Source organism: Shimia sp. R9_1 (assembly GCF_017743775.1).
GTDB lineage: Bacteria > Pseudomonadota > Alphaproteobacteria > Rhodobacterales > Rhodobacteraceae > Shimia.
This window is the reverse complement of record NZ_JAGHRN010000001.1, coordinates 1,133,564-1,149,043: the sequence shown is the minus strand read 5'-3', so window position 1 is coordinate 1,149,043 and position 15,480 is coordinate 1,133,564. Positions and strand designations below refer to the sequence as shown.

Below are 15,480 nucleotides of genomic sequence, written 5' to 3'. Positions count from 1 at the left end.
TTATTGCGCACCTTCACACAGACAAATGCCCGGAACTGCCGGGGAAAGCTGGGCCAAAGGCCCCAAGGTGAACCGGTGACACGCATCACTGGTCTGACAAAGCAAAACGCGAATTAGGAGAAATCAAATGCGTCATGCTCGTGGCTATCGCCGCCTGAACCGTACTCACGAACACCGTAAAGCTCTGTTTGCTAACATGGCGGGCTCTTTGATCGAACACGAACAGATCAAAACCACGCTGCCAAAGGCAAAAGAACTGCGCCCGATCGTTGAAAAACTGATCACCCTTGCAAAGCGCGGTGACCTGCACGCGCGTCGTCAGGCAGCTGCTCGTCTGAAAGAAGACCAGTATGTTGCAAAACTGTTCGACGTTCTGGGCCCACGCTACGCAGAGCGTAAAGGTGGTTACATCCGCATCATGAAAGCCGGCTTCCGCTATGGCGACATGGCACCGATGGCGATCATCGAATTCGTGGATCGTGACGTTGATGCAAAAGGCGCGGCCGACAAGGCTCGCGTGGCAGCTGAAGAAGCCGCCGAAGAATAAATCCCATTCGGAACAACCGAATGACTGGACCCCCGCCATTTTGGTGGGGGTCTTTTTTTGTCCGTATGCTGCCGACGCAGGATTTGAATTATGCGATGGTCTTCCGTTGCCTGTGGCGGCATGGTGCGCCAAAGACTGAGTGATCGGATGGAAAGATCACGGAACAGGGAGGGGCGGCGGGATGAGCGCAGATGTGATTGTGGTTGGCGCAGGTCTTTGGGGCAGTGCATGTGCGCGTCATCTGAGTGAAATGGGCCTTGCCACCGTCCTTGTTGGGCCGGATGAGCCGCAGGACGCTTCAAGCCACACCGGCGTCTTTGCCAGCCACTATGATGAGGCACGCATCACCCGCCGTCTGGCGAGTGATACCGATTGGTCCCGATTGGCGCAGGCCTCCATGGCGCGTTATGCAGACATGGAAGCGCGCAGCGGGCATCGGTTTCACGCCTCCGTTGGGGCGCTTATGGTTGGTGCGACCAGCGGTTTCGGATCGGAGTTCATGACCAATACGCTCGACGTGGCGCAGAGCGAAGGTTTTGCCTTTCAGGCTTTCTCCGGTGGGGCTCTCGCAGAGAGGTTTCCCTATTTGTCTTTTCCGGAAGGGACTTCGGCGCTCTATGAAGAGGATGGCGGCGGCTGGATCAATCCGCGCCAACACGTCTTGGCTGAAATCGCGCTTGCAACGCAAAGTGGCGCTCAGCAGATACGCAGCGAAGCTTTGCGTATTTCTGAAAGTGCTAATGCGGTCACCGTTCACTGCGCGGACGGGACGGAAGTCACGGGGCAGAAAGTCGTGGTGGCCTGTGGTGCGTTTTCCAAGGCTGCAGACCTGCTGCCAGGCCCGGTGCCGCTTCGGGTCTATGCGCGTACAGTTGCCTTCCTTGAGCTTGGCTCGGAAGAAGCACAGCGGCTGCAGGATATGCCGTCTTTTGTCTACGTCCCGCCGGGTACGGAACGCGACAGCTATGTTTTGCCACCGGTGCGCTATCCTGATGGCAAAACCTACCTCAAAATTGGGGGGGATCCGGAGGATCATGAGCTTCACACTGTTGACGACATGAAGGCATGGTTCCGCAGCGGGGGGAACACAGATGTTGCTGGGTTGCTTGCCGATCAGCTTCGAGATTTGATGCCGGGCTTGCGGGTTGAAAGCGTGTCGCACGGAAGCTGTGTGACTTGCTTCACGCCAAAGGGCGCTCCGTTGATCTATCCGCAAACAGATCGCGTGTTTGCCCTGATGGGCGGCAACGGTGCGGGGGCGAAATGTGCAGATGAGGTTGGGCGCCTTGGTGCTTTGCTGGTGTCCGGTCAGGGGCTACCAACTGGGCAATATCAAAGCGATTTTCGCCCTTAAAACCGAGGACTTTCGGGAGCTTAGGCCGTCGCATATGCGGCGACCTTCCGGCCTTGCATTTTCAAGAGGCGCTGGCCATATCTTGGGCACATTACAAACAAAGGAAGACGCATGATCCGCGCTGCTTTGATCGCGCTTGCAGTTGGTCTCTCAACCACCGCAGTCGCCGAAACGAAAATTCCGCGAACGCAGAGTGACATCGCCTTCGGATTTGCACCTTTGGTGAAACAGGCGGCACCGGCCGTCGTGAACATTTTTGCCAAGCGGGTCGTGCAGGCACGGCAAAGCCCGTTTTCGGGTGACCCGTTTTTTGATCAGTTTTTCCGCAACTTCAGCAGCCCCCAGCCACGCGTGGAGAACTCGCTTGGCTCTGGTGTGATCCTCTCGGAAGACGGCATCGTGGTGTCCAACTATCATGTGGTCGGCATGTCCACGGATATTCGCGTGCAACTCAATGACCGCAGCGAATACACGGCAGAGGTGTTGCTTGCGGATGAGGAGAGTGACCTTGCGATCCTGAAGTTGAACGACGCTGAAGGCCTGCCGTTCCTGCGCCTTAGAGACAGCGACAGCGTGGATGTCGGCGAGCTTGTCATGGCGATTGGCAACCCCTTTGGTGTCGGGCAGACCGTGACCAGCGGGATTGTGTCGGGCCTTGCGCGCTCTGGCGTGGCAACCGGAAATGCGCGCGGATATTTCATTCAGACCGATGCGGCCATCAACCCGGGCAACTCCGGGGGCGCGTTGATTGATGTGAATGGCGACCTGATTGGCATCAACACCTCCATTCTGACACGTTCTGGCGGTTCCAATGGCATTGGCTTTGCAATTCCCGCGCGCCTAGTTGCGCAGTTTGTGGATCAGGCTCGTGAAGGTTTTGAAAGCTTTCAGCGCCCCTGGGCGGGCATGTTTGGCCAACCTGTTGACGCGGATATGGCCGAAGGGCTTGGTCTGGACCGCGCCGGCGGTATCGTGATCACCGATTTGCACGCCGTCAGCCCGTTTCTGGAGGCCGAGTTCGAGCCGGGAGACGTGATTTTGGAACTGGACGGCCAGCCTGTGAACACGCCTGCTGAAATGATCTTCCGCATGTCGGTCGCTGGATTGGGCAGTGAAGTTGATGTTTTGATGGTTCGGGAAGGGGCTGAGCAGACCCGCAAGGTCAAAATGGCAATCGCCCCGGAAACCCCACCGCGCGATCAACTGACCACAGGGCGTCGGGCTGCGATCCCGGATCTGGTGATTTCCAATATCAACCCAGCGGTTCTAAGTAGCTTTGGTCTGCCGTTGAGCGCAGAAGGGGTGATCGTCGAGAACCCCGGCGAAATTGGTGCACGTTTGGGTTTGCGTCCGGGTGATGTGTTGCGGGTGATTGACGGCAAAGACATTCTCACCACCTCAGATGCCGACAAGGCTTTGCGCGCTGTGCGCAACAGGCTTACGCTGGAAGTTCAACGCGGCACCCAGCGGTTGGTGATGCGGTTCCGACTCTAAAGGCGCAAGGGCATCTGATGGCCGATCTTTTTGACACTCCAGCGGCGGATATTCCCGCCGCACCTGTTGCTGACGCGCCCCGGCCTTTGGCGGACCGGTTGCGTCCGCAAGCGCTCTCTGAGGTGATCGGGCAGGCGCAGGTTTTGGGGGCAGAGGCGCCATTGGGCGTGATGTTGTCCTCTGGCTCTTTGTCATCGCTGGTGTTCTGGGGGCCTCCCGGCGTTGGAAAGACCACGATTGCGCGGCTTCTTGCGGATGAGACGGACCTGCATTTTGTGCAGATCAGCGCAATATTCACGGGTGTTCCGGAGCTGCGCAAAGTCTTTGAGGCCGCCAAGATCCGTCGCCAAAACGGGCAGGGCACGCTGCTGTTTGTTGATGAGATCCATCGCTTCAACAAAGCCCAGCAGGACGGTTTTTTGCCGCATATGGAAGACGGCACAATCCTGCTGGTCGGCGCGACCACGGAAAACCCGTCTTTTGAGCTCAACGCCGCGCTTTTGAGCCGTTCGCAGGTGCTGGTACTGGAGCGTCTGAGTCTCGCGGAACTGGAGCGGCTGGCACAAAGGGCGGAACAAGAGCTCGGCAAAGCACTGCCTCTGGACGGGCTGGCACGTGAAGCGCTGCTTGAGATGGCCGATGGCGACGGTCGCGCGCTTCTCAATCTGGTTGAGCAGGTGGCAGCTTGGACCGTGAATGGTAAGCTGGACAGTGAGGCTTTGGCGACGCGGCTGATGCGGCGCGCTGCAAAATACGACAAGTCCGGTGACGAGCATTACAACCTCATATCCGCGCTGCATAAATCGGTGCGGGGGTCTGATCCTGATGCCGCGCTCTATTGGTTTGCGCGGATGCTGGAGGGGGGCGAAGATCCTCGGTTTCTCGCCCGGCGCATCACACGCATGGCGTGCGAAGACATTGCGTTGGCGGACCCGCAGGCGCAGGGTGTCTGTTTAAGTGCCTGGGAGACTTATGAGCGTTTGGGCAGCCCCGAGGGGGAGCTGGCGCTGGCGCAGGCCGTGATCTATCTGGCCCTCGCGCCCAAAACCAACGCGGGGTATGCGGCCTACAAAGCAGCGCGGGCCTTAGCAAAACAGACGGGCTCTGAGCCGCCACCCAAGCACATTTTAAACGCGCCCACATCGCTGATGGCCGATCAGGGTTATGGAGCGGGTTACCAGTATGATCATGATGCCGAGGATGGCTTCTCCGGGCAGAACTATTTCCCGGAAGGGCTGAAGCGGCCGGTGCTATATACGCCGGTGGAGCGCGGCTATGAACGCGAGTTAAAAAGGCGTCTCGACTATTTTGCGAAGCTGCGCAGCCAGCGAGGCACCTGAAGCGCCATTTGAGCGCGGGATATTTCACGCGGGAAAAAGGCTTGTTTTCTTGACATTGGGCGTGGAAGGGCGGAGAGACGCCGGATGATTTTGAACCTCACATATGTGGCTGTCGGTGGCGCGATTGGTGCCACCCTGCGCTATCTGGTCGGGCTGGGCGTTGTGCGCTTGGTCGGGCAGGGGTTCTGGAATGGCTTTCCGCTGGCGATTATCACGGTAAACGTCATTGGCTCCTTTTTGATGGGTGCTTTTGTCGTGGTGGCGGCACAGCGTGGCCTGACGCATTATTCGCCTCTGGTGATGACGGGGTTGCTGGGCGGTTTCACCACGTTTTCGGCGTTCTCGCTTGAGACCGTGACGCTGGTGGAGCGCGGGGACTATGGCGCGGCCGCAATCTATGTGGCGGTTTCGGTGATCGGCGCGGTGGGCGCGCTGATGCTGGGTATGATTTTGACGAGAGGGCTTTTGGCATGAGCCGGGTGCAGACTGTGACCGTGGAAGCGGGCGAAGGGGATCAACGGCTGGACCGCTGGTTCAAGCGCAAGTTTTCCCATGTTGGGCAGGGGCAGATCGAAAAGATGTGCCGCAAAGGTGAGATCCGCGTTGATGGCGGGCGTGTGAAGGCCAATACCCGTCTGGAAGAGGGGCAGTCCGTGCGCGTGCCGCCGCTGCCAGCTCCGGGGGAGAAACCTGCAGCACCTGCGAAAACGCGCGTGTCGCCGGCTGACGAGAAACTGATCCAGAACTGCGTCATTTACCGTGATGATCAGATCATCGCGCTGAACAAACCGCCAGGGCTGCCAACACAGGGCGGCAGCAAGCAGACCCGCCATGTGGATGGCCTGTCAGAGGCGCTGAAGTTCGGCTTTGAGGAAAAACCACGGCTGGTGCATCGTCTGGACAAAGACACCTCCGGCGTCTTGCTGTTGGCGCGCACCCGCCAAGTGGCGCAGGCTCTGACAGAGGCAATGCGGCACAAACAGACGCGCAAAATCTACTGGGCGGTCGTCGCGGGGGTGCCAACGCCGTATCTCGGTGAAATCAAATATGGTTTGGTCAAAGCCGGTGGTCATGGCGCACGTGGCGAAGGTGAGAAAATGATCGCCGTGCACCCGCGCGAAGTGGAACGCACCCCGGGTGCCAAACGCGCAATCACCCAATACGCCACTTTGTATCGCGTGGCAGGCCGTGCCGCTTGGGTGGCGATGGAGCCCATCACCGGGCGCACACACCAGCTGCGTGCCCATATGGCGGAGATCGGCCATCCTATTGTTGGCGATGGAAAATATGGCGGCTCCGGTCAGGAAAATCTCGGCGATGGCTGGGGCGCAAAGCTTGGCGGGATCATCTCTAACAAACTTCATCTGCACGCGCGCAGCATGACGTTTGAGCATCCTGTGACCCGCAAGCAGCTCACCGTCACGGCTGAGTTGCCGGAGCATATGGCCCACACATGGGACACCTTTGGCTGGTCTGAGGACCTTGCCGCGGATGACCCGTTTGAAAGCCTGCGCTAAGGCGGTTTCATCCTCTCTTTGATATGGTGCGTATCAGCTGACATGGCATGCGTGAGGCATTCCATGACGTTTTTGATACGCATCTATTTGAAAGGAGAGGCCCATGCCGGCTGTTTCGTTTTCCCATATCGGCATCACCGTGCCCGATCTTGACCGCGCCGTTGAGTTTTACACCAAGGCCTTTGATCTCTATCTGCTGATGCCGCCCAGCGAGGTGCTGCAGGACAGTAGCGCGATCGGTGAGATGTGTGATGATGTGTTCGGCCCCGGTTGGGGCCGTTTTCGTATCGCGCATTTGTCGACCGGGGATGGCGTCGGCATCGAGCTGTTTGAATTCCCCAAGACCGACGATACGCCCCCGCCTTTTGACTATTGGAAACCAGGGATATTTCACTTCTGCCTGCAGGACAGCGATTTGGAAGAGCGGGTGAAGCGGATCGAGGCGCTTGGCGGCAAGCAGCGTATGCAGCAGGTGCGGTACTATTATCCCGACCAGAAGCCTTACCGCATGGTCTATTGCGAGGATCCGTTTGGCAATCTGGTTGAGCTCTACAGCCACTCTTACGAGCTGACCTATTCCTCCGGTGCCTATGCGGAGGATGCTTGACCTTCTGCATGGTCCGTGGTGAAGCAAAGGCACCAAGACAGGAGGCTCAGAGCGCTTGAAACTTGTGATTTTTGACGTGGATGGGACGCTGGTGGACAGCCAGGGGCTCATAGTGGCTTCGATGTGCCAAGCCTTTGCGGAGGAGGGGCTGCAAGCACCGGCACGGGAGGCCATACTGGGCATCGTTGGGCTGTCATTGGATGTTGCGGTGTTTAAGCTGGTGCCGGAGTGCGCGCTTGCGCAGCGTGTTCGGCTGGTTGATGGCTATAAGGCGGCTTATATGCAGCTGCGGGCCAGCCAGGGAGCGGCGCAGTCATCGCCTTTTTATCCCGGTGCTTATGAGGCTCTGACACGACTACGCGCCCGCGATGATGTTCTGCTGGGGGTGGCCACCGGAAAGTCCCGTCGAGGTCTCGACAAGCTCATCGCTGGCCATGGTTTGGAAGGATATTTCGTAACGACGCAGGTTGCCGATGATCATCCGTCAAAACCACATCCTACTATGATCGAGACGGCGATGCTGGAAACAGGTGTGGCAGCCGCGGAAACGGTGATGATTGGCGACACCAGTTTTGACATGGATATGGCCGCTGCAGCGGGTGTGACAGGTCTTGGCGCGCGTTGGGGTTACCACGATGTGACCCGGCTTAGCGCAGCAAGTCAGCTGATCGAGGATTTTGGCGCCTTGGATGGCGCCTTGGAACAGGTTTGGGAGCTTCAGTCATGAGCGGATGGGCAAAAAAGCGGTTTTGGAAAGAAACAACTGTTGCGGCAGTCGAGGGCGGCTTCGGGGTGTTTCTGGACGGGCGCGCCGTCAAAACGCCTGCGAAAGCGGCTTTGGTGGTGCCAACGGAGGCGATGGCACAGGCGATGGCTGCCGAATGGGACGCGCAAGACGGCGAGATTGATCCTAACGCCATGCCGGTGACACGTTCGGCCAATGCAGCGATTGACAAAGTGGCCATCCAGCATGCGGAAGTCGCTGATATGTTGGCAGAATATGGCGGCAGTGACCTTTTGTGCTACCGGGCCACGTCGCCTGAGGCATTGATCGCTCGGCAGGCAGAGGCGTGGGACCCGCTGCTTGATTGGGCGGCAGAGATTTTCGGAGCACGCCTGAAGCCTGTGGCAGGGGTCATGTTTGAAGCGCAGGATCCGGCAGCGCTTGCCGCTCTGTCCCAAGAGGTCCACCGCTTTGACAACTTTGAACTGGCTGCTTTCCACGATCTGGTTGGTATCTCTGGTTCACTGATTATCGGATTCGCCGCAACCCGCGATCTGCAGGAAATCGAAGCGCTTTGGAAACTCTCCAGAATCGATGAAATCTGGCAGGAAGAACAATGGGGCCGCGATGAAGACGCAGCCCTGGAAGCAGAGAAGAAATTTCAAGCATTTGAAAATGCTTACCGCTTCTTCAAACTGAGTAATTCCTAGTCAGAAACCCCGGCAAACAGGGCGGAATTAACATTCACGCAAGCATTGATTGTAATGCGTGATGGACCTCTTGACGTTTGGCGATGAATGCGACCACACTAACCCCAGATGTGAGGGGGGTGTTGTCTCAACACATCATTCTAGGCCGGGAGTGGCCAAAACCACCTGTGAAAGGGTGGGTAAACAGGAAGAGGTAAAAATGAAAAAATCCGTAGTTTTTGGTGCGCTGACTGTCGCTGGCCTGGCGGCCGGTGCTGCAGCTGCTGGCACGCTTGACGATGTGAAAGCGCGCGGCAAGCTGAACTGTGGCGTTACCACTGGTCTGGTTGGCTTTGCTGCACCAGATGCAAACGGTGAGTGGAAGGGCTTTGACGTAGGCGTATGCCGTGCGGTTGCTGGTGCTGTTCTGGGCGACCCGACCGCGGTTGAATTCGTGCCAACCACCGGTAAAACCCGTTTCACCGCTCTGGCGTCCGGCGAGATCGACATGCTGGCGCGTAACACCACCTGGACTTTCAGCCGCGACGTCGACCTGAAGTTCACCTTCGTAGGCGTGAACTACTATGACGGTCAGGGCTTCATGGTTCCGAAAGAGCTGGGCGTGTCCTCCGCGAAGGAACTGGACGGCGCAACCGTTTGTATCCAAACCGGCACCACCACCGAGCTGAACCTGGCGGACTTCTTCCGTTCCAACAACATCAGCTACGAGCCGGTTCCAATCGAAACCAACGCAGAAGCACAGCAGCAGTATCTGGCTGGCGCATGTGACGTGTACACCACCGACGCGTCCGGCCTCGCGGCGACTCGTGCAACTTTTGAAGATCCATCTGCGCACGTTCTGCTGCCAGAAATCATTTCCAAAGAGCCTCTCGGCCCGCTGGTTCGTCACGGCGACGACAACTGGGGTGACGTGGTTCGCTGGTCCCTGAACGCTCTGATCACTGCAGAAGAGCTCGGCGTGACCTCCGCAAACATCGCAGAGATGGCGGCAGGCACCAACAACCCTGAAGTGAACCGTCTACTGGGTACCGAAGGTACTCTCGGCGAGATGCTGGGTCTGGACGCTGCGTGGGCCAAGAACGCCATCATGGCGGGCGGCAACTACGGCGAGCTGTTTGAATCCAACATCGGTGAAGCCACTCCGATCGGTCTGGCCCGCGGCCTGAACGCTCAGTGGACCGATGGCGGCCTGATCTACTCCCCGCCATTCCGGTAAGATACCGAACACAGGGGGCGCGGGAGGAATTCCGCGCCCTCCTCACATTATGTGAACCACAACAATAATCGGCCACGGCGCATAGCGACGCCACCTTATAATCGGCCGAGGAACGGGAAGATCCCATATGACCACTTTGACCGACCCTCCCAAGGAGTCGTTCCGGCTGTCGATGTTGATCTACGACACCCGGTATCGCTCTTTGACGATCCAGGCTGTCGCAATGATTGGCTTCATGCTTTTGGCAGCATGGCTGATCAACAACACCATGGTAAACCTGAACACCCTGGGCAAACAGCCCGAGTTCGGTTTCCTCATGGAACCAGCCAGCTACGACATCAACCAACGCCTGCTGGAATACTCCAGCCGCGACACGCATTTGCGCGCGTCTTTTCTGGGCCTGCTGAACACGCTATTGGTGGCGCTGCTTGGCTGTATCACAGCCACGATTATCGGTGTTTTTGTTGGGGTTCTGCGCCTCTCCAAAAACTGGATCGTTGCCAAAATCATGACCGTCTATGTGGAGATGTTCCGCAACGTGCCGGTTCTGCTTTGGATCGTTCTGGCGATGGCCATCCTGATTGAGAGCCTGCCTGCACCACGCGCTTTCCGCGGCGAGAATCCCTCCGCCACAATGAACCTGTTTGACACCGTTGCTGTGACAAACCGGGGCGTTTATGTGCCGGAGCCGCTGTTCTCCAATTCGCTTGGCAACATCCATCTGTTTGGCACCTCCTCGATGCGCTTTGACATCTCGCTGGATTTGATGCTGATCTTGTCGGTCGTTGTGGCCTCTATCTTTGGCATTCGGACTGTGAATGCGCAGGCCAAGCGTATTCAGGAATCCACTGGTGACCGTCCAAATACGCTTTGGAAAAACCTCGCCATCTTCTTCGTCCCGCTCATTGTCGTGCTTTATGCGCTTGGGTTTCACCTTGGCTATCCTGCGCTGAAGGGCTTCAACTTCCAGGGCGGCACCCACCTTCGCAATTCTCTGATTGCTCTGTGGCTGGCGCTAAGCCTTTATACCGCAGCCTTTATCGCCGAGATCGTACGTGGTGGTATCATGGCGATCAGCCATGGTCAGACCGAGGCAGCCAACGCGTTGGGTCTGCGCCCCGGTAAGACGATGCGTCTTGTGATCCTGCCGCAAGCCCTGCGTGTGATCATTCCGCCAATGATTTCCAACTACCTGAACCTCACCAAGAACTCTTCTCTGGCGATTGCGGTGGGTTACATGGACATCACCGGCACGCTGGGTGGCATCACTATGAACCAGACCGGCCGCGAGCTGGAATGTGTTCTGATGCTGATGGCCTGTTACCTCATCATCTCGCTAAGCATTTCCGCCGTGATGAACTGGTACAACAACCGCGTGAAATTGGTGGAGAGATAAAATGAGTGACATGTCTTTTGTCCGCACCGAAATGCTCCCGGAAAAGGAGCCTCCAGCAAACTCTGTTGGGGTCATTGGATGGGCGCGCGCGAATCTTTTTGACGGTGTCGTCAACAGCGCCCTGACACTGCTGTCTCTGGCGTTCATCTACTACGTGCTGTCCGGGCTACTGCCGTGGGTATTCCAATCCGTTTGGAATGCTTCCTCGCTGACCGAATGCCGTGAGATCATGGAAGCCACCTGGGCGTCGACCCACGGGCATGCCTGCTGGGCGGTGATCAATGACCGCTGGCTCCAGCTTCTGTATGGTTTCTACCCACCTTATCCGGCGACACCGGATGTGGTGTTTGGCGCCACAGAGGGAGCACTGCCAGCATACTTCCGTCCAAACCTTGCGTTTGTGCTGTTGCTTCTGGCTATTGCGCCTGTGCTGTTCACCAAAGTTCCACGCCAGCTGTTGATCGTGACAGCAGCGTACCCCTTCCTGATGCCTTGGCTGATGTGGGGTGGATCGATTTGGGGTCCTCTGATGGCCGCAGCCGGTTTCGGTATTGGCTATCTGGCTTACCGTATCCTCGCACCTATTGCAGGGGAATTGGTGGCGATCATCGCGGCGATTGCCGTGCCGGTGATCTGGTGGCTGTTCCTGGCTGGCAGTGTTGCGGCAGGTCTGGAATCTGTGATTTCGATTTCCATCCCGGAAGTGGAAAGCCGTAAGTTTGGTGGCTTCATGCTGTCGATCCTGATCGGTGTTGTGGCAATTGGTGCCTCGTTGCCAATTGGTATCTTCCTAGCGCTGGGGCGGCAGTCGGATCTGATGATCCTGAAGGCGCTTTGCGTCGGCTTTATCGAGTTCATCCGTGGCGTTCCGCTGATCACTCTGCTGTTCGTGGCCTCTGTGTTGCTCAACATCTTCCTGCCGCCGGGCACGGAGTTTGACATCATCCTACGGGTGCTGATCATGGTGACCCTGTTTGCCGCAGCCTATATGGCTGAGGTGATCCGTGGTGGCCTTGCGGCATTGCCGAAAGGTCAGTACGAAGGGGCTGACTCTTTGGGGCTGAACTATTGGCAGGCGCAGCGACTGATCATCATGCCGCAGGCACTGAAGATCTCGATCCCAGGTATCGTGAGCACCTTCATTGGCATCTTCAAAGATACCACGCTGGTGTCGATCATCGGCCTGCTTGATCCTTTGGGGCTGTCCAACGCCATTCGTGCCGACTCTGCGTGGAACGGTATCTATTGGGAGCTCTTTGCTTTCATTGCATTCCTGTTCTTCATCTTCTGCTTCGGCATGTCCCGCTATTCCATGTATCTGGAGCGTAAGCTTCATACTGGGCACAAATAAGGAGTTCACCCATGTCTGAACTTATGACCGACCGCGCGATCGACCGCTCCAAGATGCATGTGAGTGATCAGGTTGCGATTCAAATCTCCAACATGAACAAGTGGTACGGCAGTTTCCACGTGTTGCGGGACATCAACCTGACCGTCAACGAAGGTGAGCGGATCGTGATTGCGGGGCCTTCGGGCTCCGGTAAATCGACCCTGATCCGCTGTATCAACCGTCTGGAAGAGCACCAGTCTGGCGACATCGTCGTGGATGGAATCGAGCTGACCAACGATCTGAAAAACATCGACAAAATCCGCTCGGAAGTTGGCATGTGCTTTCAGCACTTCAACCTGTTCCCGCATCTGACCATTCTGGAGAACTGCACGCTGGCGCCAATCTGGGTTCGCAAGACACCCAAGAAAGAAGCCGAAGAGATCGCGATGCACTTCCTTGAGAAGGTGAAGATTCCGGATCAGGCACTGAAGTATCCGGGCCAGCTGTCCGGTGGTCAGCAGCAGCGTGTTGCGATTGCCCGCTCGCTCTGCATGAAGCCACGCATCATGCTGTTTGACGAACCGACCTCAGCCCTTGACCCTGAGATGATCAAAGAGGTGCTCGACACCATGATCGAGCTCGCGGAAGAAGGCATGACCATGCTGTGTGTGACCCACGAGATGGGCTTTGCCCGTCAGGTGGCGAACCGCGTGATCTTCATGGACCAGGGTCAGATCGTGGAGCAGAACGAGCCGGAAGAGTTCTTCAACAACCCGAAGAGCGAACGGACCAAACTGTTCCTGAGCCAGATTCTCGGTCACTGATTTCTGCGCAAACGACAGATTGGAAAGGCGGGGTCATCCCCGCCTTTTTCTATGCCTAGAGGTCTGAATCGCGGGCCATCAACTCGCGGGGAATGACGAAGTCGACCACATCCCCGGTCCCGTATTGCACGTCTTTCCAGCCGTTTAGATCAAAATGAAAGATCGTTGTCGCCGCTGTGGGATAGTCATGGAAGCGGGGATGGTCCGGATCTTTTGCCGCAAGCTGATCGGCAAAATAGGCGATGCCCGGATTGTGGCCGATCATAAGCACCGTGGGCTGACTGGCGGCGCGAAGGCTGTGCAGCATGGTGTCAGCGGGCGCGTGATAGAGCGCATCCAGATAGCTGACTTTCGGGCTGTTCGGCAGCGTGAGGCGATCCAGCGTTTCGCGGGTGCGCTCTGAGCTGGAGCAGAGGACTTCCTGAGGCAGCAGGGCCTGAAGGGCCAACCATTTGCCCAGAGCGTGGGCTGAGGCGCGCCCGCGCTTGTTGAGGGGGCGTGCGTGATCGGGCTGATTGAAGTCATCCCAGCTCGATTTGGCGTGGCGCATCAGGATCAGGGTGCGGCTCATGGGTGGAACGCTTTCATATGAAGGGCCGATTGGGCGTCTGTGCGAGAGGCTCCGGCGGAGAACGGGCAGGCGCGGCGGGCGTGGCAGCCTTGTGACATACAGCTCTGGCCCTCTGGTGTGTCGAGGTAACCGTGGCAGGCAGTGACGTCGTAGGAGGCCTCAGCGGAGAGCGCACCCACAGGGCAGGCGGTGGTGCAGGGAGCGGCGCAAGCCGTGCAGGGGGAGGCAAGATCGGCGCTGGGGATCACAAGCTCTGTGTCAAAGAGCAGCGCGCCTCGAATGGAGATCATCAAGCCAACCGTGTCATGCACCATCATGCCCACAGGGCTGAGGAAAAACCGGTTTGTCTTCAAGGCCCATGAAATGAAGGGCGGGTAGGGCGGCCCGTCTGACGGATAGGCGGTTGCGGCATCAAACTGATCCGCGAGTGTGCCGACGATGCGCTTGGACCATCGGTCGACGGGGTGGGGCATGCCATCCTGACCTTCGCGAGAGGCAGAGAAGATGGGCCAGAACGCCGCGCCGGTGCCCAAGAGCACAACAGTTGCCGGATCACTGGCTGCGCCCGTCAGATTTTGGACATGCGCTGCGCCCATTGTGAGCAGGCCAGCCTTTTGTGCGGCTTTTTCAATCGCGCGGTAGCTCATGTGGCGGCGGGATTGGTGCGAGAGATGTTCAGCTTGTGCATGACAATACCACAGGTTCGCGGCCGTTGCGCGGCTTTGCGCAGGGCGTTCGCTCCCGATCAGAATGCACAGGCTGTCTGGTTGGCTCAAGCGGAGAAATGGGGCGCGGTCATTTGCGCCCCAATCGGGTTTAATCCGCGCGGATAATGGAGCCTGCACCATGTTCGGTGAACAGCTCCAGAAGGCAGGCGTTGGGGGCGCGGCCATCAAGAATGACCGCAGCGCGCACGCCAAGATCAATGGCGGCCAGCGCTGTTTCGGTCTTGGGAATCATGCCGCCCGCGATCACGCCTTCAGCGATAAGGTCTCGAATTTGTTGGGCTTTCAGCTCGGTCAGAACCTCGCCTTCGCCGTTCTTGACGCCTGCCACATCGGTGAGCAGCAGGAGGCGGTCCGCAGCCAGTGCGCCGGCGATGGCGCCAGCGGCGGTGTCGCCGTTCACGTTGAAGGTCTCGCCATCACGGCCACCGCCCAAGGGTGCAATCACCGGGATGGTGTCATTGGCAAAAAGTTCGTGCAAAATCGCGGGGTTCATCTCTGCCGGGGTGCCAACAAAGCCGAGATCCGCGTTGGTCTGATCGCAGATCATCAGGTTGGCGTCCTTACCGGAAAGACCCACGGCCTTGCCGCCCTGACGGTTGATCGCAGAGACGATGCGTTTGTTCACCACACCGGAGAGCACCATCTCCACCACCTCGACGGTGGCGGCATCTGTGACCCGTTTGCCGTTCACAAATTCCGATTTGATTTCAAGCCGTTCCAACATCGCATTGATCATCGGGCCGCCGCCGTGCACGACCACCGGATTGATGCCGACCTGACGCATCAGAACCACGTCGCGGGCAAAGTCATCCATGGCCTCATCAGAGCCCATGGCGTGACCGCCGAGCTTGATCACAACCGTCGCCCCAGCATAGCGCTGGAGGTAAGGCAGAGCCTGGGAGAGTGTGCGGGCGGTGGCGATCCAATCGCGGTTCATATCTCGTGTCTTCATCTTCGCTGACCTCTTTGAAACAGCCTGTTAACGGCTATGAGCAAGGGTGCCAAGGCGCAATGGACGAGTTGGGTTCCGAATTGGCTAGAAAGTGCAAAATTAACCCGATTTGGCGCGTCGGTATTGCGTCTGTATCGCGGCTGTATTGCGGAGGTGCCCGTTTCGGAAGG

Annotated in this window: 16 protein-coding genes; 13 read left to right on the top strand and 3 right to left on the bottom strand. The window is 57.9% G+C overall.

Translation table 11 applies throughout. The features are described 5' to 3' along the window. Positions 1-127 precede the first annotated feature (127 nt). The 13 genes from rplQ (at position 128) to J7399_RS05440 (ending at position 13,059) form a co-directional block, all read left to right on the top strand. Positions 128-547 (top strand): 50S ribosomal protein L17, encoded by a 420-nt coding sequence (gene rplQ, locus J7399_RS05500; RefSeq protein ID WP_209064880.1) that lies wholly within the window; start codon positions 128-130, stop codon positions 545-547. A gap of 181 nt (positions 548-728) precedes the next feature. Beyond that, entirely contained in the window at positions 729-1,901 is a 1,173-nt protein-coding gene (locus J7399_RS05495) for an FAD-binding oxidoreductase (protein WP_209084553.1), read from the top strand. Positions 1,902-2,012: 111 nt separating this feature from the next. After that, the gene (locus J7399_RS05490) at positions 2,013-3,395 is read left to right on the top strand and encodes a trypsin-like peptidase domain-containing protein (RefSeq protein ID WP_209084552.1); all 1,383 of its coding nucleotides are present in this window, start codon (positions 2,013-2,015) and stop codon (positions 3,393-3,395) included. Between the two features lie 17 nt (positions 3,396-3,412). Beyond that, positions 3,413-4,735 (top strand): replication-associated recombination protein A, encoded by a 1,323-nt coding sequence (locus tag J7399_RS05485; RefSeq protein ID WP_209084551.1) that lies wholly within the window; start codon positions 3,413-3,415, stop codon positions 4,733-4,735. Positions 4,736-4,819: 84 nt separating this feature from the next. Next, the gene (gene crcB / locus J7399_RS05480; RefSeq protein WP_209084550.1) at positions 4,820-5,209 is read left to right on the top strand and encodes a fluoride efflux transporter CrcB; all 390 of its coding nucleotides are present in this window, start codon (positions 4,820-4,822) and stop codon (positions 5,207-5,209) included. After that, the gene (locus J7399_RS05475) at positions 5,206-6,252 is read left to right on the top strand and encodes an RluA family pseudouridine synthase (protein WP_209084549.1); all 1,047 of its coding nucleotides are present in this window, start codon (positions 5,206-5,208) and stop codon (positions 6,250-6,252) included. Before crcB ends, J7399_RS05475 begins: the two co-directional genes overlap by 4 nt. A 103-nt stretch (positions 6,253-6,355) precedes the next feature. Then, on the top strand, positions 6,356-6,859 hold the full coding sequence (locus J7399_RS05470) for a lactoylglutathione lyase family protein (RefSeq protein ID WP_209084547.1): 504 nt from the start codon (positions 6,356-6,358) through the stop codon (positions 6,857-6,859). A 55-nt stretch (positions 6,860-6,914) separates the two neighbouring features. After that, positions 6,915-7,586, top strand: coding sequence for an HAD-IA family hydrolase (locus J7399_RS05465; RefSeq protein WP_209084545.1), 672 nt, complete (start codon positions 6,915-6,917; stop codon positions 7,584-7,586). After that, a complete protein-coding gene (locus tag J7399_RS05460) occupies positions 7,583-8,293 on the top strand; it encodes an ATP12 family protein (protein WP_209084543.1) in 711 nt (236 codons plus the stop codon). Before J7399_RS05465 ends, J7399_RS05460 begins: the two co-directional genes overlap by 4 nt. 199 nt (positions 8,294-8,492) lie before the next feature. After that, on the top strand, positions 8,493-9,509 hold the full coding sequence (locus J7399_RS05455) for an amino acid ABC transporter substrate-binding protein (RefSeq protein WP_209064896.1): 1,017 nt from the start codon (positions 8,493-8,495) through the stop codon (positions 9,507-9,509). A 127-nt stretch (positions 9,510-9,636) separates the two neighbouring features. Then, on the top strand, positions 9,637-10,905 hold the full coding sequence (locus J7399_RS05450) for an ABC transporter permease subunit (RefSeq protein WP_209084541.1): 1,269 nt from the start codon (positions 9,637-9,639) through the stop codon (positions 10,903-10,905). Position 10,906: 1 nt separating this feature from the next. Beyond that, the gene (locus J7399_RS05445) at positions 10,907-12,256 is read left to right on the top strand and encodes an amino acid ABC transporter permease (protein ID WP_209064900.1); all 1,350 of its coding nucleotides are present in this window, start codon (positions 10,907-10,909) and stop codon (positions 12,254-12,256) included. 11 nt (positions 12,257-12,267) lie between these two features. After that, positions 12,268-13,059 carry an amino acid ABC transporter ATP-binding protein gene (locus J7399_RS05440; RefSeq protein WP_280637730.1) on the top strand — a complete coding sequence of 264 codons (792 nt, stop codon included), beginning with the start codon at positions 12,268-12,270 and terminating at the stop codon, positions 13,057-13,059. A gap of 55 nt (positions 13,060-13,114) precedes the next feature. On the opposite strand, the gene J7399_RS05435 is transcribed toward J7399_RS05440, so the two are convergent. From J7399_RS05435 to argB, 3 genes are read right to left on the bottom strand one after another with little or no spacing between them, the layout of a single operon-like run. Further along, the gene (locus tag J7399_RS05435; protein WP_209084539.1) at positions 13,115-13,630 is read right to left on the bottom strand and encodes a histidine phosphatase family protein; all 516 of its coding nucleotides are present in this window, start codon (positions 13,628-13,630) and stop codon (positions 13,115-13,117) included. Next, on the bottom strand, positions 13,627-14,406 hold the full coding sequence (locus J7399_RS05430; RefSeq protein ID WP_247742730.1) for a ferredoxin: 780 nt from the start codon (positions 14,404-14,406) through the stop codon (positions 13,627-13,629). The genes J7399_RS05435 and J7399_RS05430 overlap by 4 nt, the downstream gene beginning before the upstream one ends. 40 nt (positions 14,407-14,446) lie before the next feature. Continuing rightward, positions 14,447-15,310, bottom strand: a complete 864-nt coding sequence (argB, locus tag J7399_RS05425) for an acetylglutamate kinase (protein WP_209084537.1) — start codon at positions 15,308-15,310, stop codon at positions 14,447-14,449. Between the last annotated feature and the right edge of the window lie 170 nt (positions 15,311-15,480).